25 protein-coding genes and 2 pseudogenes are annotated in these 23,142 nt (G+C 48.4%); 6 read left to right on the top strand and 21 right to left on the bottom strand.

Annotated elements, in window-relative coordinates:
* Window positions 1–18: 18 nt before the first annotated feature.
* The 9 genes and pseudogenes from NBX03_RS15545 to NBX03_RS15500 all read right to left on the bottom strand — a co-directional run bounded on the left by NBX03_RS15545 (window position 19) and on the right by NBX03_RS15500 (window position 7,058).
* The gene (locus NBX03_RS15545) at window positions 19–198 is read right to left on the bottom strand and encodes a hypothetical protein (RefSeq protein ID WP_250228675.1); all 180 of its coding nucleotides are present in this window, start codon (window positions 196–198) and stop codon (window positions 19–21) included.
* Window positions 199–666: 468 nt separating this feature from the next.
* Window positions 667–903 (bottom strand): helix-turn-helix domain-containing protein, encoded by a 237-nt coding sequence (locus tag NBX03_RS15540; RefSeq protein ID WP_250228674.1) that lies wholly within the window; start codon window positions 901–903, stop codon window positions 667–669.
* A complete protein-coding gene (locus NBX03_RS15535; RefSeq protein WP_250228673.1) occupies window positions 893–1,321 on the bottom strand; it encodes an RNA polymerase sigma factor in 429 nt (142 codons plus the stop codon). Before NBX03_RS15535 ends, NBX03_RS15540 begins: the two co-directional genes overlap by 11 nt.
* A 570-nt stretch (window positions 1,322–1,891) precedes the next feature.
* Window positions 1,892–2,362 (bottom strand): annotated as a pseudogene (locus tag NBX03_RS15995) (response regulator transcription factor).
* 292 nt (window positions 2,363–2,654) lie between these two features.
* The gene (locus NBX03_RS15525) at window positions 2,655–3,044 is read right to left on the bottom strand and encodes an arsenate reductase ArsC (protein WP_250228671.1); all 390 of its coding nucleotides are present in this window, start codon (window positions 3,042–3,044) and stop codon (window positions 2,655–2,657) included.
* 11 nt (window positions 3,045–3,055) lie between these two features.
* Window positions 3,056–4,792 carry an arsenical pump-driving ATPase gene (gene arsA, locus NBX03_RS15520; protein ID WP_250228670.1) on the bottom strand — a complete coding sequence of 579 codons (1,737 nt, stop codon included), beginning with the start codon at window positions 4,790–4,792 and terminating at the stop codon, window positions 3,056–3,058.
* Window positions 4,793–4,804: 12 nt separating this feature from the next.
* Window positions 4,805–5,632 (bottom strand): arsenite efflux transporter metallochaperone ArsD, encoded by an 828-nt coding sequence (gene arsD, locus NBX03_RS16040; protein WP_330638429.1) that lies wholly within the window; start codon window positions 5,630–5,632, stop codon window positions 4,805–4,807.
* A 24-nt stretch (window positions 5,633–5,656) separates the two neighbouring features.
* Window positions 5,657–6,742 carry an ACR3 family arsenite efflux transporter gene (arsB, locus tag NBX03_RS15505; protein WP_250228669.1) on the bottom strand — a complete coding sequence of 362 codons (1,086 nt, stop codon included), beginning with the start codon at window positions 6,740–6,742 and terminating at the stop codon, window positions 5,657–5,659.
* Window positions 6,735–7,058 carry an ArsR/SmtB family transcription factor gene (locus NBX03_RS15500; protein ID WP_250228668.1) on the bottom strand — a complete coding sequence of 108 codons (324 nt, stop codon included), beginning with the start codon at window positions 7,056–7,058 and terminating at the stop codon, window positions 6,735–6,737. The genes arsB and NBX03_RS15500 overlap by 8 nt, the downstream gene beginning before the upstream one ends.
* Before the next feature lie 176 nt (window positions 7,059–7,234).
* Here NBX03_RS15500 and NBX03_RS15495 point away from each other — a divergent pair, with 176 nt between their 5' ends.
* From NBX03_RS15495 to NBX03_RS15480, 4 genes are all read left to right on the top strand, one after another.
* Window positions 7,235–7,588, top strand: a complete 354-nt coding sequence (locus NBX03_RS15495) for a helix-turn-helix domain-containing protein (protein ID WP_250228667.1) — start codon at window positions 7,235–7,237, stop codon at window positions 7,586–7,588.
* Window positions 7,589–7,843: 255 nt separating this feature from the next.
* Window positions 7,844–8,173, top strand: a complete 330-nt coding sequence (locus NBX03_RS15490) for a plasmid mobilization protein (RefSeq protein WP_250228666.1) — start codon at window positions 7,844–7,846, stop codon at window positions 8,171–8,173.
* Window positions 8,134–9,543, top strand: coding sequence for a relaxase/mobilization nuclease domain-containing protein (locus NBX03_RS15485; RefSeq protein WP_250228665.1), 1,410 nt, complete (start codon window positions 8,134–8,136; stop codon window positions 9,541–9,543). Before NBX03_RS15490 ends, NBX03_RS15485 begins: the two co-directional genes overlap by 40 nt.
* A gap of 106 nt (window positions 9,544–9,649) precedes the next feature.
* Window positions 9,650–10,039, top strand: a complete 390-nt coding sequence (locus NBX03_RS15480; RefSeq protein WP_250228664.1) for a DUF6050 family protein — start codon at window positions 9,650–9,652, stop codon at window positions 10,037–10,039.
* Between the two features lie 466 nt (window positions 10,040–10,505).
* Here NBX03_RS15480 and NBX03_RS15475 read toward each other — a convergent pair whose 3' ends face one another.
* The 5 genes from NBX03_RS15475 to NBX03_RS16095 form a co-directional block, all read right to left on the bottom strand.
* A complete protein-coding gene (locus tag NBX03_RS15475; protein WP_250228663.1) occupies window positions 10,506–10,718 on the bottom strand; it encodes a transposon-transfer assisting family protein in 213 nt (70 codons plus the stop codon).
* A 163-nt stretch (window positions 10,719–10,881) separates the two neighbouring features.
* A complete protein-coding gene (locus NBX03_RS15470) occupies window positions 10,882–11,409 on the bottom strand; it encodes a hypothetical protein (protein ID WP_250228662.1) in 528 nt (175 codons plus the stop codon).
* Window positions 11,410–11,412: 3 nt separating this feature from the next.
* Window positions 11,413–14,406 (bottom strand): YodL domain-containing protein, encoded by a 2,994-nt coding sequence (locus NBX03_RS15465; RefSeq protein ID WP_250228661.1) that lies wholly within the window; start codon window positions 14,404–14,406, stop codon window positions 11,413–11,415.
* Window positions 14,407–14,444: 38 nt separating this feature from the next.
* Entirely contained in the window at window positions 14,445–14,663 is a 219-nt protein-coding gene (locus tag NBX03_RS15460; RefSeq protein WP_267134861.1) for a hypothetical protein, read from the bottom strand.
* Window positions 14,612–14,752: a hypothetical protein gene (locus tag NBX03_RS16095; protein WP_267134860.1), complete on the bottom strand. Its 141-nt coding sequence runs from the start codon at window positions 14,750–14,752 to the stop codon at window positions 14,612–14,614. The genes NBX03_RS15460 and NBX03_RS16095 overlap by 52 nt, the downstream gene beginning before the upstream one ends.
* A 33-nt stretch (window positions 14,753–14,785) precedes the next feature.
* On the opposite strand from NBX03_RS16095, the gene NBX03_RS15895 reads away from it, so the two are divergent.
* The gene (locus NBX03_RS15895) at window positions 14,786–14,908 is read left to right on the top strand and encodes a hypothetical protein (protein WP_267134859.1); all 123 of its coding nucleotides are present in this window, start codon (window positions 14,786–14,788) and stop codon (window positions 14,906–14,908) included.
* Between the two features lie 181 nt (window positions 14,909–15,089).
* Here the strand turns inward: NBX03_RS15895 and NBX03_RS15455 are convergent, their stop codons facing one another.
* Complete coding sequence (locus tag NBX03_RS15455; RefSeq protein ID WP_250228660.1) at window positions 15,090–17,204, bottom strand: type IA DNA topoisomerase; 2,115 nt, start codon at window positions 17,202–17,204, stop codon at window positions 15,090–15,092.
* A gap of 71 nt (window positions 17,205–17,275) precedes the next feature.
* Between NBX03_RS15455 and NBX03_RS15450 the strand changes: the two genes are divergently transcribed.
* Window positions 17,276–17,623 carry a hypothetical protein gene (locus NBX03_RS15450; protein WP_250228659.1) on the top strand — a complete coding sequence of 116 codons (348 nt, stop codon included), beginning with the start codon at window positions 17,276–17,278 and terminating at the stop codon, window positions 17,621–17,623.
* Window positions 17,624–17,669: 46 nt separating this feature from the next.
* On the opposite strand, the gene NBX03_RS15445 is transcribed toward NBX03_RS15450, so the two are convergent.
* From NBX03_RS15445 to NBX03_RS16260, 6 genes and pseudogenes are all read right to left on the bottom strand, one after another.
* Window positions 17,670–18,335 (bottom strand): DUF4366 domain-containing protein, encoded by a 666-nt coding sequence (locus tag NBX03_RS15445; protein ID WP_250228658.1) that lies wholly within the window; start codon window positions 18,333–18,335, stop codon window positions 17,670–17,672.
* Entirely contained in the window at window positions 18,325–18,582 is a 258-nt protein-coding gene (locus tag NBX03_RS15440) for a DUF4315 family protein (protein ID WP_250228657.1), read from the bottom strand. The genes NBX03_RS15445 and NBX03_RS15440 overlap by 11 nt, the downstream gene beginning before the upstream one ends.
* Entirely contained in the window at window positions 18,579–19,304 is a 726-nt protein-coding gene (locus NBX03_RS15435) for a phosphoadenosine phosphosulfate reductase domain-containing protein (protein ID WP_267134887.1), read from the bottom strand. The genes NBX03_RS15440 and NBX03_RS15435 overlap by 4 nt, the downstream gene beginning before the upstream one ends.
* 22 nt (window positions 19,305–19,326) lie before the next feature.
* Window positions 19,327–21,276: a C40 family peptidase gene (locus NBX03_RS15430; protein ID WP_250228655.1), complete on the bottom strand. Its 1,950-nt coding sequence runs from the start codon at window positions 21,274–21,276 to the stop codon at window positions 19,327–19,329.
* A 189-nt stretch (window positions 21,277–21,465) separates the two neighbouring features.
* Window positions 21,466–21,822, bottom strand: coding sequence for a conjugal transfer protein TraE (locus NBX03_RS15425; protein WP_250230299.1), 357 nt, complete (start codon window positions 21,820–21,822; stop codon window positions 21,466–21,468).
* A 291-nt stretch (window positions 21,823–22,113) separates the two neighbouring features.
* Window positions 22,114–22,998: pseudogene (locus NBX03_RS16260) on the bottom strand (VirB4-like conjugal transfer ATPase, CD1110 family); the annotation flags it as partial.
* Between the last annotated feature and the right edge of the window lie 144 nt (window positions 22,999–23,142).

Here is a 23,142-nt window from a genome sequence, read left to right as displayed (position 1 = left end):
ACCCTATAAATCGTCTTGTTAGGGCGTTTGCGTGTCCGATTGGATAAGCCGCAAAAGGATTGTGCCAACAGTTTCTTTTACACCAGATTTGAAAACAGGCTCGACGATAAATGTCTTGCCTTGTACGGTATATGTTCGCGTATCCTCTAAAGGATTTTGCCCGGACGCTTCGGGCGCGTCTTCTTTGGATTTCTCCATGACAAAGCCCCTTTCATTGAATAGTTAAAATGAAAAAGGCATAATTGGACGGTTGCGGGCGCAACCTCACGGGACTTTCACCCCTGCGTGGTTCTCACGCAGCCCTACTCATTGCCTGTGACGCTTTGAACGCTCGGACTGTGACTGTAAGGGAGTATCAATATACCGACCTATGCTTCCTCGCCCGCAAGCTGCCACGCTTGCATTACGGCATGGTGTTGGTCGCTCTCTCTACAATAGAGGTCATGGCGCACCCGCCGCCCGGCTCGACATAAACCGAACGTATCCAATTTTGCCTATACTGCGCCGCCGTTCTCTTGCGGGCTTTCTTTGTCAAAGTACAAAGGCCATTGTCAGGCCGTAGAAACTTCACCGGCTCCCGGTGGGCTTCTACCGATTGACAACACGAAAAGCCCGTGGACGGGAAGTGTGGAAAGGGGGGCACGCTTCCCGCACAGGCAAAAGGATTTATGCGACTTTGAAAGTCAAGATTTTGGTAATCAGCTTCGTTTCCAGACGACGGCGCAGAGCTTCATCAACACACAAATGCGCTGTACCGCTTTCATCGTAAAGCTGCTTTGTGGACAAGGCGGCTATATAGCCCTCGTAGTGTTTGAGAACAGCGTTGATAGCGTCAACGTCGCCGCTTGCCGCCAGCACGATAACAGGATACGGAAGCAAATTACTTGCGGTTTTACTGTTCATTAGCGTTTTCCTCCAAATACTTTTTTAGTTCCCGCAACGTGCTTGTCCGCTGGTACTGGACGGTAGCGCGTATCAAGTGCATCTTTTCCCCGATTTCCCGGTCAGACATTTCAAGGAAATAGGCCAGCAGTATAATGTCACGTTTGCGCTCCGGCAGGTTCCGCAGGGCTTCGGCGATAAGCTCGTCATTGACGACTACATCATAGCCTAAAACATTGAAAACCTGTTCCGTGGCAAAATAACTGTCCACTGTGTAAAGCTGCTCCATCTCACGCGCCGACAACTCCGAAAAGGATACCTCACGTTCACGCTGCCGCTTCATTTCGTCGTAATGGTCGCGGGCTTCGTGCTTGAGTATCTTTTTGCAAAAGCTGTCAAAGGCGTGTTGCTTGTTTCGCTCGTGGCTTGAGGGTGTCACATTCTCACCCCCTTTCTGCAAGGGCGGTGATGGTTTTTCCCCTTTCGCCACTATTACGGTGAGGATTGCGAAACTGCAAAACTCAACGCAAAGTTTTTGAAAAAAACCTCCTTTACATAAAAATGCGCCCGGCTGGATACAATCCAACGGGGCGCAGAGATATGGGCGAATATTTCCTATCATGTAACATGTGTAGGTACATTGATGCGTGTGATACACCCTGTGTGGATAAGGGCTTTTTTTGATAGGGCGAAGTAAGTATTATTTTGTCGATAGGTATAACAGAACACGGCGGCAACCTCCCTGTTACCGCCGCGCCCCTAAAAAAGGGTAGCTTTAATACACCCTCCGCTTGTCCAATTTTTCAAAAGGAAAACGGCGGCTTTGATTTTTAATTTTCAAAACCGCCGCTTGTATAGTGATAGTGTAATTATGCTTGTGATTTTAACCGTTAGCCGCGGTTTTCGTAACGTAGTTCTTTCTAAGGCTAACTATACAATCACAAACTATTTTTACACTGTCTTTTGACTACTATTTGACTATCGTTTTTCACAATTTTCGACATTCCGATTATTCAGGGTCAAATACATAACCTAAATCATGGACGTTTTTTATATAATCCGGCATATCAAGTTCGGTTTTAAGTTTTTGCCTTAACCTCTTGATATGGTTCCACAATATACTATTTGTGCTATCAAAATAATCATTGCCCTAAACATGGCAAAATATTTGTTCATAAGTAAAAACACGTTTTTTATTTGACATAAGCAACTGCAATATATCAAATTCTATTCGTGTTAAATTCACTTCAATTGACCGTATGAAAACTTTTCGATAATCCAAGCAAATAAAAATATCTTTATTACTAATAATGCTGATATGCTCTTGCTTTTTATAATTTAGTTCGGTGTATCTACGCACAAGTGCCCACCCGGAAGCAACACATTCTTCTAAGGAATTAGGCATTTCAAGATAACTGTCGGCCCCTAACTGGATAGCTTCTAATTTATCCAATGCACTATATTCACGGGGAACAATCATGATAGGTATAGGTTTTATTTCGCGGATAAGTTGTATGTAAGGCAAGTATTCATGCGGGTTAATACAAATGCTGAACAAGAGATAATTACTTTTAGTTATTTCTTCAACAGCTTCTTGCATTGTTTTGACTAAACGAAGCAGCATATTGTAGCGTAACCACTCTTTTTGACAAGCGACAAATTCTTCTTTCGGGCAGCCTACCGTCAATATCCAATTTTCCATAATTTTACTCCCCCCATTCTTTACTATACAAAAATACTGCCGTCATTGGTATGTGACGGCAGTATTTTTCTTATCTTAATTCATTTTCAAGTTCCTTGATTTTTGTTTCAATCAAGCAGATAGTTTTTATAAATTCCGCGTCACTTTTTCCCGTCGGGTCTACAAGTCCCCAATCTTCCCGGCGTTTACATGGAAGATAGGGACACTCCACATTGCAGCCCATTGTAATAACAATATCAACGGGCGGGATTTCTGCCAGTAACTTTGGGCGTTGCCTTTGCTCTATATCAATACCATATAAGGATTTCATCAATCGTACAGCGTCAGGATTGATTTTGTCTTTAACTTCTGTTCCTGCGCTGTAACTCTCAAACACATCACTTGCAAAGTGTTTTCCAAGAGCTTCGGCAATTTGACTTCGGCAGGAATTGTGAACGCATATAAATGCTACTTTGACCATTTATTTACCTCCTACAGCGCAAGAAGTTTTTCGCCTTTCAATTCTTCTGCGCTCCAACCGATTACCGCAAAATTGCCGTTTGTGTGTTCGTCAACCTTGTTAATCCATTCAATTTCATTGCTTGCTTTCGCTTTAAGCAGGGCATTGGTAGTGCCGGAATGATAAAGGGACGAGTTAATAATCCACCACCTACTATGAATACCGGCGCGCTTCAAATCTTCTTCAAGCCGCATGGCTTCATAAACAGGTGTTGCTTCGGCAAGGGCAACAATAATAACCTCGGTTTCCATTTCATTGCGTAGACGCGGAAGCAACTTTTTAACCGATGCGGGGATTTCGCCCTGTGACCGCTTTATTTCTTTATGATAGCTCTGCGTCGCGTCCAAGAGCAGCAGGGTATGGCCTGTCGGCGCGGTGTCAATGACTACAACCTGTTCCTCGGACTTCTCTACAATTTGCGCGAACGCACGGAAAACAGCGATTTCCTGTGTGCAGGGGGAACGTAAATCTTCTTCGACATAGGCAATATCATCATCAGACATGGTTTCTCGCGCTTTGCTCAAAACTTCTTCTTGATATTTTCTAAGTTCTTCGTGTTCGTCGATATAGCTCATGGTTACGCCGCTATTTTCATCAAGGACAAATTTAAGATGGGCGGCGGGGTCTGTGGTAGTAAGATGTACCTTTTTCCCTTTAGTCGATAATCCCAATGCGATAGCCGCCGCAACAGTTGTTTTTCCCACACCGCCTTTACCCATTGTAAAAATAACTTTTTTCCCCGACGCTGCAAGCTCGTCAACAACATTCTGCAAATGCGGAATAGTCTGTGCTTTCAAACCCTCGCTTTTAACAATAGCACGGTCTTGTATCAGTAGGGAGCGTATGTTTTCTATCCCTGTGATATTGTAAGCTCTAAGCGGGATTGAGTAGGTCGTAATGTTTTTTAGACTATCAGGTATACTATTAAGTGCGGCCTGTTGCTTTTGGTACAGGCTTTCAGAAATTACATCATCATGCACTGTGAGTTCACCGTTCATAATCAAAACCTGATTATGAACGCCTAAATCGGCAAGCTCCTTTGAAGCCCGTTCCGCTTCTTTTAGTGGCGCAACTTCCGGGCGGGATACGAGTATCAGGGTAGTTTTATTACCGTCAGACAGCGTTTCCACCGCCTTTTTATACATATCCTTTTTATCTTCCAGCCCGGCAAGCTGCCCCAAGCAGGACGCGCCATGTGTGCTTTCACTGATAAAGTTGCTCCATGCAGACGGAAGCTGCAACATTCTAAGGGTATGGCCTGTGGGTGCGGTATCAAAGATAATATGGTCGTATTCCTTTTCAACTTCTCCGCTTGTAATGAAGTTGGAAAATTCATTAAAGGCAGCAATTTCAACCGTACATGAGCCGGATAACTGTTCTTCCATATTGGTAATTACAGCGTCCGGCAGCTTGCCGCGATAGGGAGCGACAACGCTTTCGCGATATTCAGCCGCAGCCTGTATCGGGTCAAGATTGGCGACAATGAGATTTGGTATTTCCTCTAAAGGTTTACCTTTGCCGTCAAGCTCCGTATTGAAAACGTCCTGTAAGTTGGAAGCGGGGTCTGTGCTGATAAGTAAAACTTTTTTACCGTTATCAGCAAGAGTTAAAGCGGTAGCACAGGCAACGGAAGTTTTACCTACGCCGCCTTTGCCGGTATAAAACAGATACTTTGTTAAAGGTATTTCTTGGGGATTAAATGTTCTCATAGCTTTGTCCCCCTAACAGCATTGACCGTCTGAACAACAACAGCCGTTATTTTGTTTAGTTTCTTTTTGCTCGGTCAAATAGCTTTCAGGAATTTCAAGCAATTTGATTATTTCATCATTAGTGGGGTATCGGCCTGTAATAATAATTTTCCCGTCCAGTGTAACGGCAGGAAGCCCGTCAACGCCTTTTTCGTTAATAAACGCATTGATTACCTTGTCATTGACAAAAGCCATTGGTGCGCTGTTGAGATTGAAGCGGTCAATACCAACGCCATTCTTTTTCAAAGCGTTCAATACCGTAGATATGCGTATCAGTTCCGGGTCAACGCCAACACCGCAAATTCCTGTTTCACAACACATAGCAGGTTCATAGATAGACATTTTTTTCATAGTTAAATCTCTCCTTAAAAAATAGTTTTTTAGATTATCAGGTAAAGCATAGGGGACTTCCTCAATTGCCTGTTTTCCGTTAATGACACGCAAAATCCCATCTACAATCAAAGCGACAGGTGGTTGTTCATAGTCTTTTTCCTCATAAGTGAATACTCGACAACCCACACTATCACCGCACAAGTTCCCGCAATCGGTACAATTGCTTTCCTTTACCTCATTGCAAATATCCACACCGTTTACCCTGATTGTAGGGGAGCTAACAAAGCGATTTTCTACGGCAAGTTCCTTTGAGGTAATGTTTACCTTGTTGACCGTTACCGAATAATCCGGCGTAAGGAAAACATGCAATAGAATGTTAACGGCTTCGTTAAGTGCGCTATCTGCACTAACGCAACGCTCGCAAGTGTTCAAATCAAGATATAAAAAATCTATTTTTATTTCTTTCATTTTGCAGACTGTCCCCCCTTTCTATTATGGCTTTTTGACAATTTCGCCCGAAGATGATTTATTATCATCAAACCAACTTCGCGTTTTATTTACAAACTTTACAAGCACAAGCATGACGGGTACTTCTGTTAGTACGCCAACTGTACAAACAAGCACAACCGGCGAAGTCGGCCCATAAAGGGCGATGGCTACTGCAACGGACAATTCAAAGAAATCAGACGCGCCAATCAAAGCGGCTGGAGCAGCTATATTATGCGGCTGCTTAAAGACTTTGCACATGATGTAAGCAAATGCGGCTGTAATTACATTCTGCAATGCCAACGGAATACCGATAAGCAATACATGAAGCGGATTACTTAAAATAGCGTCACCTTGAAATGTAAATATGATAATAAGTGTCAGAAGCAAACCGATTGTGGTAATGCTATCAAACTTTGGTACAAAGTTTTTATTGAAATAATCTACGCCACGATTTTTAATAACGAGTGTTCTTGTAAGCGCACCGGCAACAAGCGGGATAACCACAAACAAAACAATGGAAAGAATAAGGGTATCCCACGGCACAAACATATTATTTATGCCAAGCAAAAACGTTACGATAGGTACAAATGCCACAAGAATAATAAGGTCATTAACCGCTACCTGTACTAACGTGTGGGCGGGGTCGCCTTTTGTTAAATTGCTCCAAACAAAAACCATTGCCGTACAGGGGGCAGCACCTAAAAGAACAGCTCCCGCAACGTAATTTTGTGCAAGGTCGGCAGGGATAAAGGATTTGAAAACAACGTAAAAGAAAAATGTTGCAAGGCCAAACATCAAAAACGGTTTTATCAGCCAACTTGTGCCTGCTGAAATAATAAGCCCTTGCGGATTTTTTCTTACATCTTTTATAGACTTAAAATCCACTTTCATCATCATGGGATAAATCATAACCCATATCAATACCGCAATAGGAATAGAAATTTGTGCATATTCAAACTTCCCTAAAAAGTCAGGGACACCGGGCAAATATTTACCTATAAAAATACCCGCTGCCATACACAGCAATACCCATACTGTCAAATACTTTTCAAAAAAGCTAATTCCCTGCGTCTGTTGTTTCTCACTCACAACTACATACCTCCTTACAATTACAAATACAATCTGCTTTAGGGCTGGTTATTACATTCAAAAATTCTTTGAAATTTGCAAATGCTTTTTCATTCAAAGAATAGTGAGTCCATTTTCCCTCCTTACGCCCGCTCACCAAGCCACAATCGCAAAGAATTTTCATGTGATGAGATAATGTTGGCTGCGTAATATTAAACTTTTCTAAAATCTCACATGCACACATCTCGCCGCAAGATAGCATATCAACAATCATCAAGCGGTTTGTATCTGCTAATGCTTTGAAAAAGGCTGTGTTTTGGGAATAAATATTTTTCATAAAATCACCTCACATAGATAACTGTCTATGTGTCATTATATGCCAACGCATAGATAATTGTCAATGTATTTTGAAAAATTTTTGTTTAATGGGAATTGAAATACTACACTATGTACCTTGTGTAATCGTTTAGCTTTTGTGATGCGAATTGTAAAATGACATAGGGTGATATAACTATGTCAAAAGAAAAAAACAAGTTTGATTTTATGGCTATGGGACAGGCCATAAAAGAAGCCCGATTAAAAAAGGGTTGGACGCGGGAAATGACAGGTGAAATAGTAAACCTTGCGCCGCGTTACATCATGTCCATTGAAAACAAAGGCCAGCACCCAAGTTTCCATGTTTTCATTGACCTTATGACGCTTTTCAATATATCGGTAGACCAATTCCTTTACCCGGATAGTGAAAGCAAGAAGTCCACGCGCCGCCGCCAGCTCGACGCAGAGCTTGACGGGTTGGACGAACAAGATTATATCGTAATGGAAGCTACGGCAAAAGCCTTAAAAGAAGCAAAGAAAGCGAGGGAATAAAAACCCTCGTTTTGCTTTATGTGTCCCTTGTGAGCGTCGCAAACTTGATTGTTTGCGGCGTTTTTCTTTTTATATGGGACGTTTGGCAAAATCACGTTTTTCACCGTAATAGTAGTAGAAAAAGAAACGTAGCAAGCATAGGAAGTGTAGCCACACTTCCGTATTTTCGCCCGGCTCGGCTGTGGCCTATCTCGGCGAAAATTGCTTGTTGGGAGCATCCCAAACCCTCTAAAGGACGGAAAGGAGCGTGAGCGCATGGCGAACAGGAAACGGCCTATTACATTGCGCTGCCCTGTCACCGAACAGGAGCGCAGCTTGATATTTCAAAAGATGGCGCAAGTGCCAACGAAAAACTTTGCCGCGTATGCCCGGAAAATGCTGATTGACGGTTATGTGATAAGGGTGGATTACTCGGAGCTAAAGGCCGTCACCGCTGAAATACAAAAAATCGGCGCGAACGTCAATCAGATTGCAAAGCGCGTGAACGCAACCGGCAACGTGTACGAACAGGATTTAGCGGAGATAAAGGGGGCGTTGGCTGAAATATGGCGGTTACAAAGATTAAGCCTATTAAAAGCACCCTAAAGAAAGCTCTTGACTATATCTGCAATCCTGCCAAGACAGACGAAAAAATCCTGATTTCCTCTTATGGTTGCTCCCATGAAACGGCTGATATTGAGTTTGGCTTTACCCTCTCCCAAGCAATAGACAAGGGCAATAATCTTGCCCATCATTTGATACAGGCCTTTGACCCCGGCGAAGTCACGCCGGAACAGGCGCACGAAATAGGGCGGCGGCTTGCCGATGAAGTCACCAAAGGGCAATATGAATATGTTTTAACGACGCACATAGACAAAGGCCATGTCCATAACCACATCATGTTTTGCGCTGTCAACTTCATGGACTACCACAAGTACAACAGCAACAAAAAGAGCTATTACCAAATCCGAAACACCAGCGATAGGATATGTCGGGAAAGCGGTCTATCCATTGTGAAGCCCGGAAAGCAAATCGAATACACCGGCAAGGACGGGCAGCGGCGCACCCGTCCAGCAAAGGAACAGGGGCGCAGCTATGCGGAGTACGCAGCCGACAAAGCCGGGGGAAGCTGGAAAGACAAGCTCAAAGTCGCCATTGATACGGTTATTCCGCAATCCTCGGATTTTGAGGATTTTTTGCGCCGTATGGAAGCCGCTGGATATGAAGTCAAGCGGCGGGGTGAAACAATTTCTTTACGCGCTCCCGGTCAAAAAAGCTTCACGCGCTTGCGGGGTAGTACGCTCGGTGAGGATTATACTGCCGAACGGATTATAGAGCGCATACAGGGCAAGAAACGGACGGTATCCGCGCCCAAACGGGACAATAAAGCGGTCAGCCTTGTGATTGATATTGAAAACAGTATCAAGGCGCAGCAAAGCCGGGGATATGAACAATGGGCAAAAATTCATAATCTGCAACAGGCCGCAAAGACGGTCAATTTCCTAACTGAAAACAACATTTTGCAATACGCCGATTTACGGGCAAAGGTTGAGGAAGTCGCCACCGCCAGCGAACAGGCCGGAGCTGCATTGAAAGGCGTTGAAAAGCGGTTGTCAGATATGGTCTTGCTTATCAAAAATATCACTACCTATCAGCGAACAAAACCCGCCTATGACGGATACCGGGCGGCAAAGGATAAGGCGCAATACCGCGCCGCCAACGAAAGCGTGTTGATACTCCATGAAGCCGCTGCCAAAGCATTAAAGGCGGTACAGGCCGGGGGCGGCAAGCTCCCCAATCCTGCCGGGCTGCAAAAAGAGTATGCGCGGCTGCAAGCTGAAAAGCAAAAGCTATCGTCCGAATATGGCAAGTTGAAAAAACAGGTGAAAGAGTACGACATTATCAAGGCTAATGTGGATAGTATTCTACACCAGCCGGAAGCGGATAAGGCAAAAGGCAGGGACGCGGAATTGTAGGAACTGCTATATCAATTCGGGTCACTTTCTATTGCACTTTACGGAAAATCCTGTATAATTGAAGTGTAAGTATTGGGTGACGGTCGTTGAACAGGGGTGATGAAAAATGACGCGAAAGGAAATAGCGAAAGACTTTTTTACAAAGGTTGTATTGTCGGTCTTTCTTGCGTGGCCGCTCTTTGCCATGTTTAAGCCAGTGTTTACCAAAGACGGCGTAACCGATTATTTCATGGTATGGATTGTCTGCGGTATCCCGTTCGGGATATGGCGGCTGCGGCTCTGGCTTATCCCCCGCAACTATGATATTGGCGGCACAGTGGGTATATGGGCGTTAAACATTATCATTGGCGGTCTGATTGGCGGCGTTATTATTGTGTGGCGGCTACTTGTTGCTGCGTGGTACACGGTGTTGACGGTTTACCGGCTTGTCACCTACAACAGCGAAAGCAACCGCATTGCACGGGAAGCCGTAGCGAACTATCCAATCAGTGAATAGGCATAAAAAGAAACAGGGGCGCGACAGCCAATACAGGCCGTCGCGCCCCTATTCTTTCAATAAAATACACGCACCATAATAGTACAAAATGCCCGGATTGAACCGGGTAAGGGAAAGAGATTACCGCCGTTCGGGGAAGCCCATACAGGCGGGTTTTTGAGCGAAAACGCACCTTTTTGATACGGATTTTTAAGCTCTTGCGGATTGCCGATAGTGGAACAATAGTAGTTTCATAAACACAAAAGAACAGGGCCGCGGCAACCTTGTGGCTGCTGCGGCCCTGTTCTTTATTAAGTAGTTTTACGCTTGCTCTTGTATCTCGGACATTCAATGACGGTCATGCGGAAAGACTGTTTACACGCATAGCGGCATTTACGGCAAAGCTCATTATACTGTCGCCGCCCGTTGTCCCCAATAAATACGCTCCATTCAATTTTTGCTTTTTTGCTCAACCTCGGCATAGTGTTTACTCGTCGCCCTCGTCGGCGGGGTCAAGGGCAAGATGGGAAAATTCGTCGTCAGTCAGGCCGTTCAGCTTATCCATTGTGTTCCGGGTAAGTTCCTGAAACTCACTGTCCATATGGGGCAGGGCGGCAGTCATTTCCTCGATAATCGCGTCCCGCGTCCCGGTATGGTAAATGCTGATAAGATTTATTTCCTCAACGGTAAATCGTGTCATAGTGATACCTCCGCTTTATTAGATTTTGTATGCGCTGCCGCTTTTTGGGGGACGGTTGCGGCCTTTCTCTCGGTAAGCTGCGCTCGGATTGACGGCTTGCCGCTGATATTCCGCAGCTTGAAAACGGCGGGGGTATGCTTCTGCCGGTCGTCCCGCGCCTGTTTCAAAAGCTGATGCAAACCGCCCTCGTCGGCAACTTCAAAGCGTACATTATCAATCTTGCCGTATCGGTCAACCAGCCAGTCCAAATTTTGTTGTATTCCTCATAGGGCAACCGTTTTTCTGTACCGTCCGCAAGAAATAAAGTTACTTCGGTGGGCTGCTGTGCGTCCTTTTCAAGCCGCGCCGCCTGTCGCCGGTAGTCCAGCTCGTACAGGTTTCCCATAACCTTGCCGCCCTCCATGCCGGTGATTTCCACAGCATAGGTCAAGAGCGTATCTTTTGTACCGGCGTAATATTGGCAAGTGTTGTATGCCGACGTTTCCTTGATAAAGGTGTTGCGCTCCCTGAAACATTCTGTGCCGGATTGCCGGGAAAACCATATCAGGCGGTTATTGTCGCCGTCAGGCTGGACGGCGGCTTGCTTGAACATTTCAACATCATACTTAAAATCGCTTTTGTAATGCTCTGTGTTGATTTCCATAACCGCACCAAGCGCGGCGATTATGTCTACGTTCTCATATTTTCGCATCGGCTACACCTCCAATCCGGGGCTTTTGTCCCGTGTCCGGCTCGGCGCGGATTTGTCCCGATAGGACGGATCCGCGCCAGCCTGTTTTAACTGCTCCCGAATAGACGGCTTTTTGCCGGTATCATGGATGGCTGCGGCCTTATCTGCCTTGATTGCTGCGGCAAGGTCGGAAAGGTTGATTTGCTCCCCGGCCTTTGCCCTTGCTTCCAGTTCGCCAACAGAGGGGGTATTATTGGGAACGCCGTCAATCATGTTATAATTCTGCTCGGTGGACATTTCAGCCGTCCGTATATGGCTGATTTCCTGCATGGCGGCTGTCATGCGCCCTTTGAGCATAGATAAATCCGTACTCCCTGCGGCATACTCAACAACTGCCTTTAGCTGCGGCTGATTTTCGGGGATTTGATTGTTAAGCCGGTCAAGGCGTTTGATTGCCATATTGTAGGCGGCAGTGCCACTTGTCTTATCGGGGTTCGCGTTCATAACATTGTCGTGAAGCTCCTGCAAGCGGTTTGTGGTCTGCTGCATATCAAAGGCCGGGGCGGGCTGCAAAAACTCCGGCACTTCCTTATATCCTGCGCCGCTATCAATATAATGGACGGTTTCCACGCCGTCCCGGTTCAGGGTTACAATGTCGGATATAGACAAGGAGTGTCCCGTAAAGTCTGACGGACGGTTAATATTAAACCGTTCAAAAATAGCATCAAGGGTTTCGTCCTTGCCAAGCTGCCCGGAATAGACAAATACATAATTTGCCGGGTCAACGGAAAGCCCCGCCGCCTGTAAGCGGTCGTAAGGCTCAAAGCGAAAATCCCGTGTGCTGTCGTCCTGCTTTAGCTGATAGATAGCGTAGGTGTCGCCCTGCTGCCGTTCCTGCTCTGGCGCGGTGGTCTGCGGTTCTACCAGCTTTTCAAGACTCCCGTCCCGGTAAGCATAGCCCTGTACCGCAATAGCTTCAAGGGTTCCGTCCGAAAGCTCCCCATGCTCTTTCAAATCATTTTCTACAAAGAATTGCAGGGTGTCTTTGACCGTATCAGAAAGGGCTTGCTGCTGCTCCGGGGGTAAACTCTCAAATACTGGTCGCTGCTCTGCGTCCCTTGCCTGTTGAAGCTCCGCAAAATGCCCGTCAATCTCGGTGATAAGTTCGGCGGCGGTGGCGCGTATCGTTTCAAGGGACGCTTTCAACTCGGCAAGCTCCTTGCCGCTGCTCCAACCGGCGACATAGCCGAAAGAATAGTCCGACGTATCAAGACCGTAATGTTGACAAACGGTATAGGCGATACTTTCCGCTTCAACCTCACGGGTACGCCGGTCAGCGCGAGGCTGCTCGTCCTGCTCTTTGTTCATATCAACATCATGCAGCCGGGCATGGGCAATTTCGTGTATGGCTGTTTTCAGGGTTTGCAATTCGCTCATGTCCTCGCGTATAGCAATACGTTTGTCTACCTGATGATAATAGCCGTTTGCGTTGCCCTCGATATTCTCCAAGGCAACCGGTACAGGGGACGCTTTTTCAAGAGCGGCAAAAAAATCCCTATACTGCTTAACGTTGCCGGTGAGTTCATCAACACCAATTGTCGGTAGCTCCTTGCCCTCCGTCTGCGAAACGTCAAAGACAGAAACAACCTTGAACGCCGGTATTTTGATTTCTACTTGCTCGGTGACGGGCTTGCCGTCCCTGCCGATAACGGGACGCTGCGTGTCGGGGTCGATTTTCTTCATTTCCTTTTTTATCTTGAACGGCGACGGGGCAATGATTTTAATACCTTTTTCGCCCTTGCGAACGTTGCGCCCGTGTTCATTTTTCCATGTATTAAAGCCAGCGATAAGGGAAGCGTCGGGCTTCTGCATGGCAATCAAAATTGTGTTGTTCAAGCTGTAATTATGAAACTTTGACAGGGTTTTTAGATAGTCGGCGTATTGTTCACTTTCAAAAATACCAGCAATGCCCTGTTCCAGCCTATCGGTAATTTCCTTTAGCTTGTCGGCGGGCTTCTCACTTTCCAGCGCGATAGGCTTTACCGGCTGCGGGTCGACCGAACGTACCGGGGGCTTCGCGGTGGCCACGGCCGGGGCGCGGGTAGAAATAGCGTCGTATTCTATGGGGTCGTCAGGGTAGCCGCCAATATCAACGGGGGTAGGCGGTTCTAATTGTGCCTCGCCTATATCACGCAAGGCCGCGTCGCGCCCATCAGCACGGGCGGCGGCTTCCTCGGCGGTAAGCTCCGGCTGTGGGAAACTCATAATGCGGTATTCCTGCGGGATTTCCGTTACCGGCTGCCATTCGTCGCCGGTTTCAAAAATATATCCATTGTCCCACAAAATACCCTTTTCCTGCTCGGCGGTAAGCTGCCTTAACTTTTCAATGTCAACAGCGGCTTTCCAGCCCTCCGGCATTTGTACCAAACCCGATTTGTTTAGGTAGTAATCACCCAATGCTTTATGGTCGGTTATGCCGGGAATATACATGAAATACTCGGTATTTTGGACGTATTCGGTCAGGTGGTGAACATCATTCCAATAAGAAAGAATATCACCGTTGACATTGAGTTTTTCAATCTGCGCCGGGTCAAACTGTTCCAGTCGCGCCGCAAGGTAATTCAGTTCATCCACCCCTGCCGTCTGTATGTTTTCAAGGGATAGGCGGGCGACGGCTTCTATCGGGCTATCAATGCCGTTTATGAAAAAATCCTGCGGGTTCTCGGCGGTAATGCCGACGCGCCGCAGGGCTTCTTGTAGCTGTTCGGCGGTGGCGGGAAGTTTCAGCCATTCGCCGGGTTCGTTCTGTTCAAAGCGTTGTCGGTTGTGTATCTGTATGGATAAAGGGTCGTTCATTTTTGCGCTCCTTTCCTGTGCAATCCGTTGTTGCCAAAGTTCGTAATCTTCGGGGGTCATGCTGCCGTCGTAAGAATAAGGGTCAAGCTCCTGCCCGTCGTAAGGACGTTCAGAAAACGGAAGCCCTGCGGCATGGGCGGCTTGCCGCGCTTCCTCCAGCAATTCAGGCGGTAGCCGTCCGTCGTGATTTTCTATAAAAGCTACCAGCGTGTTAAAGCCGTTTTCATAATATAATGCCAGCGGACACCTCTTGTAAGCTCGTCAAAGGTCATATCCTCGCCCAAGCGTCCGCAATAATAGCCGTTGAGCGCAACGGCGTGGGGGTCGATGCGGCTGATATTTTCCAAGCGGCCTATATCGTCGGGGTCTATCGTGTCGGCGGCATAGTCCATGCTGAAAAAAACTGCTTCACTGGCCATGAACGCCCGTCCCGCCAAAATACCACCCACGGGATACCGTCGCGCAATTCATTTGCATTGTCTTTTACAGCGTTGCGTAAACTTGCCATTGGTCGGCTCCTTTCGTGAAAGTGATTTGCGCCGTGGATTTATGGAAAAGCACCTCTCGCCAAGTAATCGCTTGCGGTTTTGCGGTCATGGAAAAAGGCATGGAAAACGAGGTTTCCCACACCGTTTACGCACAACCGAAAACCGACGTTTACTAAGCTCAAAGCACTTTCCCACAAGCCCCACAACGCCTACTACTGCGAACAATCCAATCCTTTCCTTTCCGTCAAAAGAAAAGAGGGTTTGGGATACTTCCCAACAAGCGAAATCCCCGCTGCCGCCGTCAGGCGAAAACGGGGATTTTACGGAAATGTGGCTACATTTCCTATGCTTGCTGCGTTACTTCTTTTGTTCCCTTTTTCCCTTTTGCTCAAAGCGATAGTTGACGTATTTTTCGCCAGTGTCGGCAAGCAGGATAACCGCGTCAAAGGATTTGCCGCTTTTCTCGGAGTACATACCCTTGACTTTGGCCTTGCCGTCTTTCAGCAAGGCGGCGGCAACCGGCTTTGTTAAGGCCTTTTTATGGCTTTCAAAGAAACGGTCATTTTTCCACATGGTAAACTCACATTCCCGGCTGCTGCAATAAAAGTTCTTTTTACCCTCAAAGACAGGAGTACCGCACCGGGGACAAGTGCCGATAATCTCTTTTTCCTGCTTGAACAGGGATTTTTTGTCGTCGTCGGCATGGGGGAAGTTGACGCAAAGGCCTTGCGCCATGCCCTCAATATCCCGCATGAAGTCTGCCGGCAACGCTTCCCCTTTGGCAATCAGGGTCAAGGCGTTTTCCCATTCGGCGGTGAGCTTCGGAGAAGTAAGAACGTCGGGCAAAATGGCAATCAGGTTTTCGCCGTCCGGGGTGGGGATAAGCTGCTTGCCCTTGCGCTGGATAAAGCCGCACGATACTAATTTTTCAATAATGGCGGCGCGGGTGGCGGGTGTCCCCAATCCTTTACGCTCCGCGTCGTCGTTGGTGTCCTCGGCTCCGGCATGTTCCATAGCGGAAAGCAAGGTGTCCTCGGTGTAGGGCTTCGGCGGCTGCGTGAAATGCTCGGTGACGGTAGCAGCGACGATTTCAAAGGTCTGCCCCTCGCTGATGGGCGGCAAGGCGCGGTCAGCTTCAGGAGCTTCAGCACCGCCGTCGTCCTCGGCCTTTAGCTTCAGCGACGCACGGAAAAGCCGGTCAACTGCTTTCCAGCCCTCGCGGGTAACAGTTTTACCTTTGGCGGTAAAGGAATATCCGGCGCACTCAAAGGACGCGGTAACGGCTTCATATATGTGCTTTTCGTGAATGGCGCAAATCAGCCGGACACAAACAAGGGTCAATATGTTGCGCTCCGTTTCGGGCAGGGTAGAAAGGTCAAAGCCCTGTATCGTCATGGTGGGGATAATAGCGTGATGGTCGGATACTTTCGCGTCATTTATGACGTTCCCGAAATAATCAGCCGGTATGCCGACGTTGCCCCGGATAAAGCCCACGGCAAGCGCAGCCTGATTGACAATGACCGGCGCGGTCTTTTCCATGTCGGAAGTCAAAAACCGGCTGTCCGTTCTCGGATAAGTCAGCAACCGCTTTTCATACAGCGTTTGCGCCAAGTCAAGGGTCTGTTTCGCGGTGTAGCCGAATAGCCGGTTAGCTTCCCGCTGCAAGCTCGTAAGGTCAAACAGTTTCGGCGGGTTCTGTGTTTTCTGCTCCTGTGTGACAGAAACACAAAGGGCTTGCCCCTCATGGCAAGCCCTTTGCATGGCCTGTGCGTCCTCGGCGGCGGGGATTTTCTTGCTGATAGCGTCAATGCCTCCTGCCGCGATATGAATATGATGATACTTTTCTTTTGTAAAGCCGGATATTTTCGCGCCGCGCTCGGTAAGCATGGCGAGTGTAGGAGTCTGCACCCTCCCGACGTTCAGGGTCTTGCCGTATAGGACGCTGAAAAGCCGGGTCGCGTTGATACCGATAAGCCAATCAGCCTTTGCCCTACATAGCGCGGAATGGTATAGGTCGTCATATTGCCGCCCGTCTTTCAGGCTGTCAAAGCTCTGCCGGATTGCGCTTTCTTCCATGCTGCTAATCCAAAGGCGGTCAAAGGGCTTTTTGCAGCCCGCCACATGGTAGACAAAACGGAAAATCAATTCTCCCTCGCGGCCTGCGTCGGTGGCGCATACAAGGCGGTCAACGTCCTTGCGGTTCATAAGCTCCCGCAAGATAGCAAACTGCTTTTTCTTATCGGCGGTGACGGCGTATTGCCATTCGCCCGGTAAGATAGGTAAATCTTCCTGCCGCCATTTTGAATAGCGTTCGTCATAATCGTGTGCGGGCGCAAGGCCTACAAGGTGGCCTATGCACCAGGACACGATATATCCCGCGCCCTGTATATAGCCGTCCTTTTTCTCGGTTGCACCAAGAACGGCGGCGATGCTCTGCGCGACACTGGGTTTTTCTGCAATAATAAGTTGCATTGTTAGTCCTCCTTTTGGTTGTTTTGGGGGTGGTTCTGCGGTATAATTTGTTTATAAACGGGGGTGAAGTTATGTTCCATGAAGTTTGCATTTATGAAGCAAAGGTTGAAAAGCAAGAAGAAATTGAACAGCTAATGCGTGAGGTTGCCGCATTTTACAAATCCCAAGACGGCATTATCGACGTAACATATATTAAAAGGACACACCGGCAAAAAGACTTTAACGCCGTGAAAAGCGGCGAACCACCCATACAACTTACAAAGTATGTTGGCAAAGTCACATACATTTTGCATTGGATATTAGAAGATAAAGAAGCCCATGCACGGGTATCCAAGTTAGGGATAGAACAGTTTTATAAACGTTGGACGCGCTGCCTTACCACCATGCCCAAAATTATGCTCGGTGAGGAAGTGGAGTGATAGCCCCCGCCGCCCGTGATGGGCGGCGGGTTTTCCGTCCCTGTCGTTACTTTTCGCCGTCCTCCTGTTCCTGCTCGTCAACTCCCATGCTCATAAAGTCGTCGTTATCGCCGTCAAAATCCAGTTCGTCAAGCTCGGAAAGGTCTGTGCCGCCCTGTACGGCCTGTTTCGGTTTTAGCACTTTGAAGTAATAGAACGCGCCGCCGCCAGCCGCAAGCATAAGCACGATAAGCAAAATACCGCCCGCGCCGCCTTTCTTTTCAGGTTCCGGCTCCGGCGCTGTGAGCGCGGGTTCCGGGTCGGGCTGCGGTTCCGGGGTAATTACCGGCTGCGCCGGTACGGTGTCCATATCCTCAATCAAAGCCAGCAAATCGGCTTCGTCCACCATATTAAGAAAGTGGACGTTTTCTTTGTCGCCCGCTCGGTCAATGACGATATAAAAATAGTTGCCGCCTTTGGTAATGACGGTAAGAAACTGCTTATCCTCGGCCTGTTCGCCGTCTATATCGTCAACAAGGGTAAGGTTGCCGTCCGGGGTCAGGGCAACGGGGTTTGGGTTCGCCGGTTGCTCCGGCTCGGTCGTCGGTTCGCTGGTGGCTTCGGTGGGCGGCTCGGTTTCCTCACCGCCGCCAGCAAAGGCCGTCAATGGAAAAGCCGCCATGCAAAGCACGACGGCAAGAAGCGCAGTTAAAATACGTTTTTTATTCTTCATCTTCGCTGTCCTCCTGCTCGGTAGTGTAGCCGGTCGCCATAACCGGCACGGGGGTGGGCTGCTCGGCTGCGGCCTGTAAAAAAGTTTTAAGCTCTTGCGGCGAAAGACGCAAAGAACGTACAAGCTGGATGATTTGCAGATTTTCCTGTTCGGTTTTCTGCGCGTCAAGCCCTTTTAGGTGGTTTTGCAGTTCCGCGATTTTTTCCCGCGTCCGCTGCATTTCCTTTTCAATTTTCGCAAGTTTCATTCAGTGATGTCCTCCTGTTCAAAATAGGCTTTCCAAGAAAAGTTACGTCCCAAGCCCTTAACCTTTGTCAGATAGGGCAAGGCGTTGTTCTCGATTGCAACCGCCCGCTGGAATAGTTCGGGATACTGTGTTTTCATGGCGACAATCTCATATTTTTTCATGCTCGGACAAAAGAAGCAGGACGATTTACCCGGTTGCGGCAATCCTGCCTTTTCAACCTCGCGGATACAATCGTCCCGGTTCCAATTCCAAGCGATAAGAGGATATTTCTTGATATACTTCCTGTCTTTCAGGTCATATTTTAATGCGTTGTCGTGCCGCCGCTGTTCGCCAGCGTCATAGCCGACATACTTATACACTCGTTCGCCCCGCGCCCATACCTCGCGGCAAGGGGGATAGTTGTTGCAAAACTTATCCTGCGGGGCGATTTTGTGTTTGTGGGAGCATTTCTTATGCCCGTAAGCTATGGACGGCAAGGAGTGGGAACGCAAACACTCCATTTCCAGCGAAAAGCGATTGCCGTACCTGTCTACGTTTTTTACAACGGTGATTTGTGGCAAGCTGCGGTCGCGCAGCCAGCCGTTCATTGTTTCAATAAACTCATAAGTATGCGGGTATTCTGCGCCGGTGTCAGCAAACAGAATAAGGTCAATCGGTATGGCCTTGTTATACATTCCAACAAGAACGGCGGCACTATTTGTACCGCCGCCAAAAGATACGATATTCAGTTATCACGGCTCCTTTCTACGGCAATCTGCCGTAAGCGTAAAAATGTTCCGTCCAGTATTTTGAAGTCACCGACGCATAGCTTATAGGGTTGCCGCAATGTATCATCATGCCGTTTCCGACATAGATACCGACATGACTAACCGGCCCCGCGCTGTCATAGGTGGAATGGAAAAAGATAAGGTCGCCCGGCTTCGCTTCGCTCGGCGGGATAGTGGCGCAATGGTTGAAAAGGCCGGTCGCCGTCGTGCGCCCCACGCTGCCAACGCCAGACTGATTGATAACCCAACAGACGAAACCGCTACAATCAAAAGAAGTGGACGGGCTGCTGCTGCCCCAAACGTAGGGGTAGCCTAAATATCGCTCGGCTTCGGCAATCATGGCGGCAAAGCATTCATCTGTCAGGGCTTCGGGCGGTATGTCGTAGTCGGTGTACTCGCCCCGATTTACATTGGCGTTACCCTCAAACAGATAGGGCTTGTTGCCAAGCGTTTCCATGTAAATATCGTACATTTCCCGCTGCTCGGCGGTTAGGTTCGCGGTGGCGACGCTCCCCAAAGACTTGTTTTTCAGCGTCACAACGAGAATATAATAGTTGTACGGCACTTCCACGGTGTAGGTTTCGGAATGGGTTTCGCCGGTTTCCGGGTCTGTCCATGTGTCGGTATAGGTTTCCGTTCGGTAGCGGACTTCGACAACCTCCTGAATGGTAAGGGTATACTGCTGCGAAAATAGGGCGGCAAGCTCGGCCTGTACTTCCTCTCGCGTGTAGTCGTGATATTTAACGGTCAGGTAAGATGCAAGCTCGAAAGGGTCATGTCCGATTTCGTCCACAAAATAGCGGTATTCGTCATAGCCGGGGTAATCGCGGGGGACATTGTTTATCTGCTCCCGCAAGCCGATTTCAAGGGCTGAATAGTCAGCATCAACCGCGTTTATGGCTTCGTCCTCGGCGGTGTAGCTTGTGCCGATAATGGACGAAAAGCCGCCTTGCAGCATACTCCCGCAAGAAGATAGGCCGGAAAACAGAAAAATGAGCAAGAGAACAGCGGCGACAATGATTAAAATAGGCTTCCAGTGGCGAGTGACAAAGGCAGCGGTTTTCTGTGCTGTTTCGGTGGCTTTTAGAGCGGTTTTCTTCACTGTGGCGGCTGCGCCACGCGCGCCCCGTGCCGTACCATTCCGAACGGCTTTTGCGTACTCCCTGCGGATTTTCTGCTTTTGAATGTACTTTGAAAGGGAATTTGCCCCGGCAAGCTGCGGATTATCCCGCAAGGCCTTTTGATACCGCACATTGACGTTGGCCTTGAAAGCTGCGTCCTCGGCTTTGGCTGCGGCGCGGTAGGGTTTGAGCTTATGGCTGCGGTAGCCCTCCTTTACCTTGCGGACGGCGTACCCTCCGGCGCGTTCGCCTAACTGCTCGGCCTTGTGCGCCCCCTCGACAGCGGCGTTTTCATGCTCTACACGGTGTATCTCGTTGTGAACAGCACCGCCAAGCTCCCGCGCCGGTTGGTCAACGGGGTTGTGGCGTATTTTCCCCACGGGCTTTTTGCCGGTATCCTCAAAACGCAAACGCACCTTTGCTTTGCCGTCCGGCTCGTCAAAAGTGCGCTCTAATACAGGCTTTTTCTGTTTGGGTATCCTATCCCGCGCCACGTCCAGCCGGTCAGCGGCTTTGTCGGATTTGCGAATATACCGTGATAATGCAGGGTCGGCACGTTCCTCGTCGGTAAACTGCAACCGGGAAGATTGCCGGGGCTGCGCTCCCGGCTGCTCCGGCTCCCGGCCTTGCTGTCTCTGCTGCCGGATAAGCTCATTCGCCTTTTTTACCGCTTTTTTCTGCTTTTGGCGGCTATGTTCGGTATCCAGCCGGTCAAATACGCGGTCGGCTGCGCCGGTGTCCTGCTTCGCCCGGCCTGATGAAAGCGGCAAAGGCGGTTTTAGTGGCGCACCCGGCTCCGGGGTCAAGGGCTGCGCCGCGTCCTGCGGCTTTGAAAATACCGGCTCGTTGTCCCTTTGACTGATACGCTCGGCTGTGCCGGTGGTTCGGTTTTCTCAAACGCGCCGTCACGGGTCATTTTCTGCACCCGTTTGTCACGGCGTTTTAGCTCTCTGTCGATACTTCATCACCTCCAATCGCATAGAGAGGGGAACGGGTCAAGCTCCCGCCGCTTCCAGCGGGCGGGTCGTCATAATCTCGTATAGCTTTGTATTCGCGGGGAATTGGTCGATAAAGGGCAGTATCACGCTGCCGTAGATAATAAGCCCCTCGCCAGCTTCGGAATTGGTAATGTACTTTGCCTGTTTGGGCGATATGTGCAGCTTTTCCGCAAGGATTTCACGGTCGCCCGCTGCCTGATTGAGAAGATATAGAAAATCGCTGTTTTCAAAAATATTTTCGATTTCCGCGCTTGCCAACAGGTCTTTGATATTTTGCGTTATGCCAGTGGGTATCTGTTTGTTATTAACATACGCCTTTTTATGCGTATCTCTGGGGCTTTCGCCCATTTTCATCAATGTGTCAATTCACATTCAGCATAGCATATCTTTTTACCACAACTAATTTAGCTGTGCCGACCGATAATGCGAACTCGTGGCGGTATTATATTCTTTGCTATTCCAAGCAAAGGGTCAACCGCTATGCGTTGCGTGTGTCTATCCTTTTACAAATAGACTTCCACTCGGATTAGGATTGCAAAACCTTTCCCGTTTTCTTTCGCATTTATAATCTTGATTTTACTTGTCGGCTTCAATCAAGACGGCAACAAATAAACATTTATGCAAAATAGCAATGCTTATTCTTCTACCTCCCCATTTTCTGAAACGCTTCCAAATCTCGACACTCCAAGCCCCTAATTCGCCTTTCAGAAGTAGATGAAATTCGTCGCAATAGTAACGCGTGGCTTTTTTCTGCGCCCGGTTGACAGTGACGCGGTTCCAAATCTGGTCTTGAATAACCAACATGCCCAAAGTTTTCAACTGTTTGCCTAACTCTTTAATGTCAAAGCACACAAGCCGGTTGTCAACATTTACATTTGTCCTGTGGTTAAAGACGTTCAAGCTGCCATGCACATATATTTCAAGGGCGGCGGCAACGTGCTTCGCGTCGGGGCTGTCCTGCACCAGAAGCGCATTATACAAATCTTCCAAAATGGGCATACGCGCCGGGTCGGGGTCAGCAAGGTACACCCGGTAAACGTCCCGTACCGCCTTGTCAATCACAGACTTTTCAATGGGCTGCAAGCCGTCCCGCCCTCCGGCGATAACCTCACAAATGGACAGGATAAAGTCAGATTTCAGGGCAACCGGGTTGTCCTCGTCGCTGTAATCGGGGTTTATATCCATAGGGTTCACATATTGGCGGCTCTGCGGCGATATGCGTATCACTTGCCCTTTCAACCGTTCCACAAGGGGGGCGTATTCTGCTTCCGGGTCACAAATTAAAATATCGTCCGTGGTAATCAAAAAGGCGTTTGTAATCTCACGTTTCGCTGAAAAGCTCTTGCCGCTGTTGTGAATAATCAAGCCGTTTTCCAGAACAAAGTTAAAGTATTTCGGGACGGTCATATCGTACACGTTGATTTTTTCAGGCAGTTTCAAAAAGGATACCCTAACGGCAATATGCCCGCCGCTCAACCGCTGCCCCTCGCAAACGTCCGACGCTTGAACAAAATCCCCTTTGTCGTCCATAATAAGATGGCTCCCGGTACAGCGCAGTATAGAACCATCCTCAAAGGCAATTTGTTTTATCTCATCGGCTTTTTTGGCAATGCGAACGTCAAAGGCCTTTGCGTCAACAATCTGCCCGGTTTTTTCGTCGTAGGCCTTGACCGC

The sequence above is a fragment of the Anaeropeptidivorans aminofermentans genome (assembly GCF_940670685.1).
GTDB lineage: Bacteria > Bacillota > Clostridia > Lachnospirales > UBA5962 > Anaeropeptidivorans > Anaeropeptidivorans aminofermentans.
Note: the sequence above shows the minus strand (reverse complement) of the source record. Positions and strands in the feature narration are given on the sequence as shown.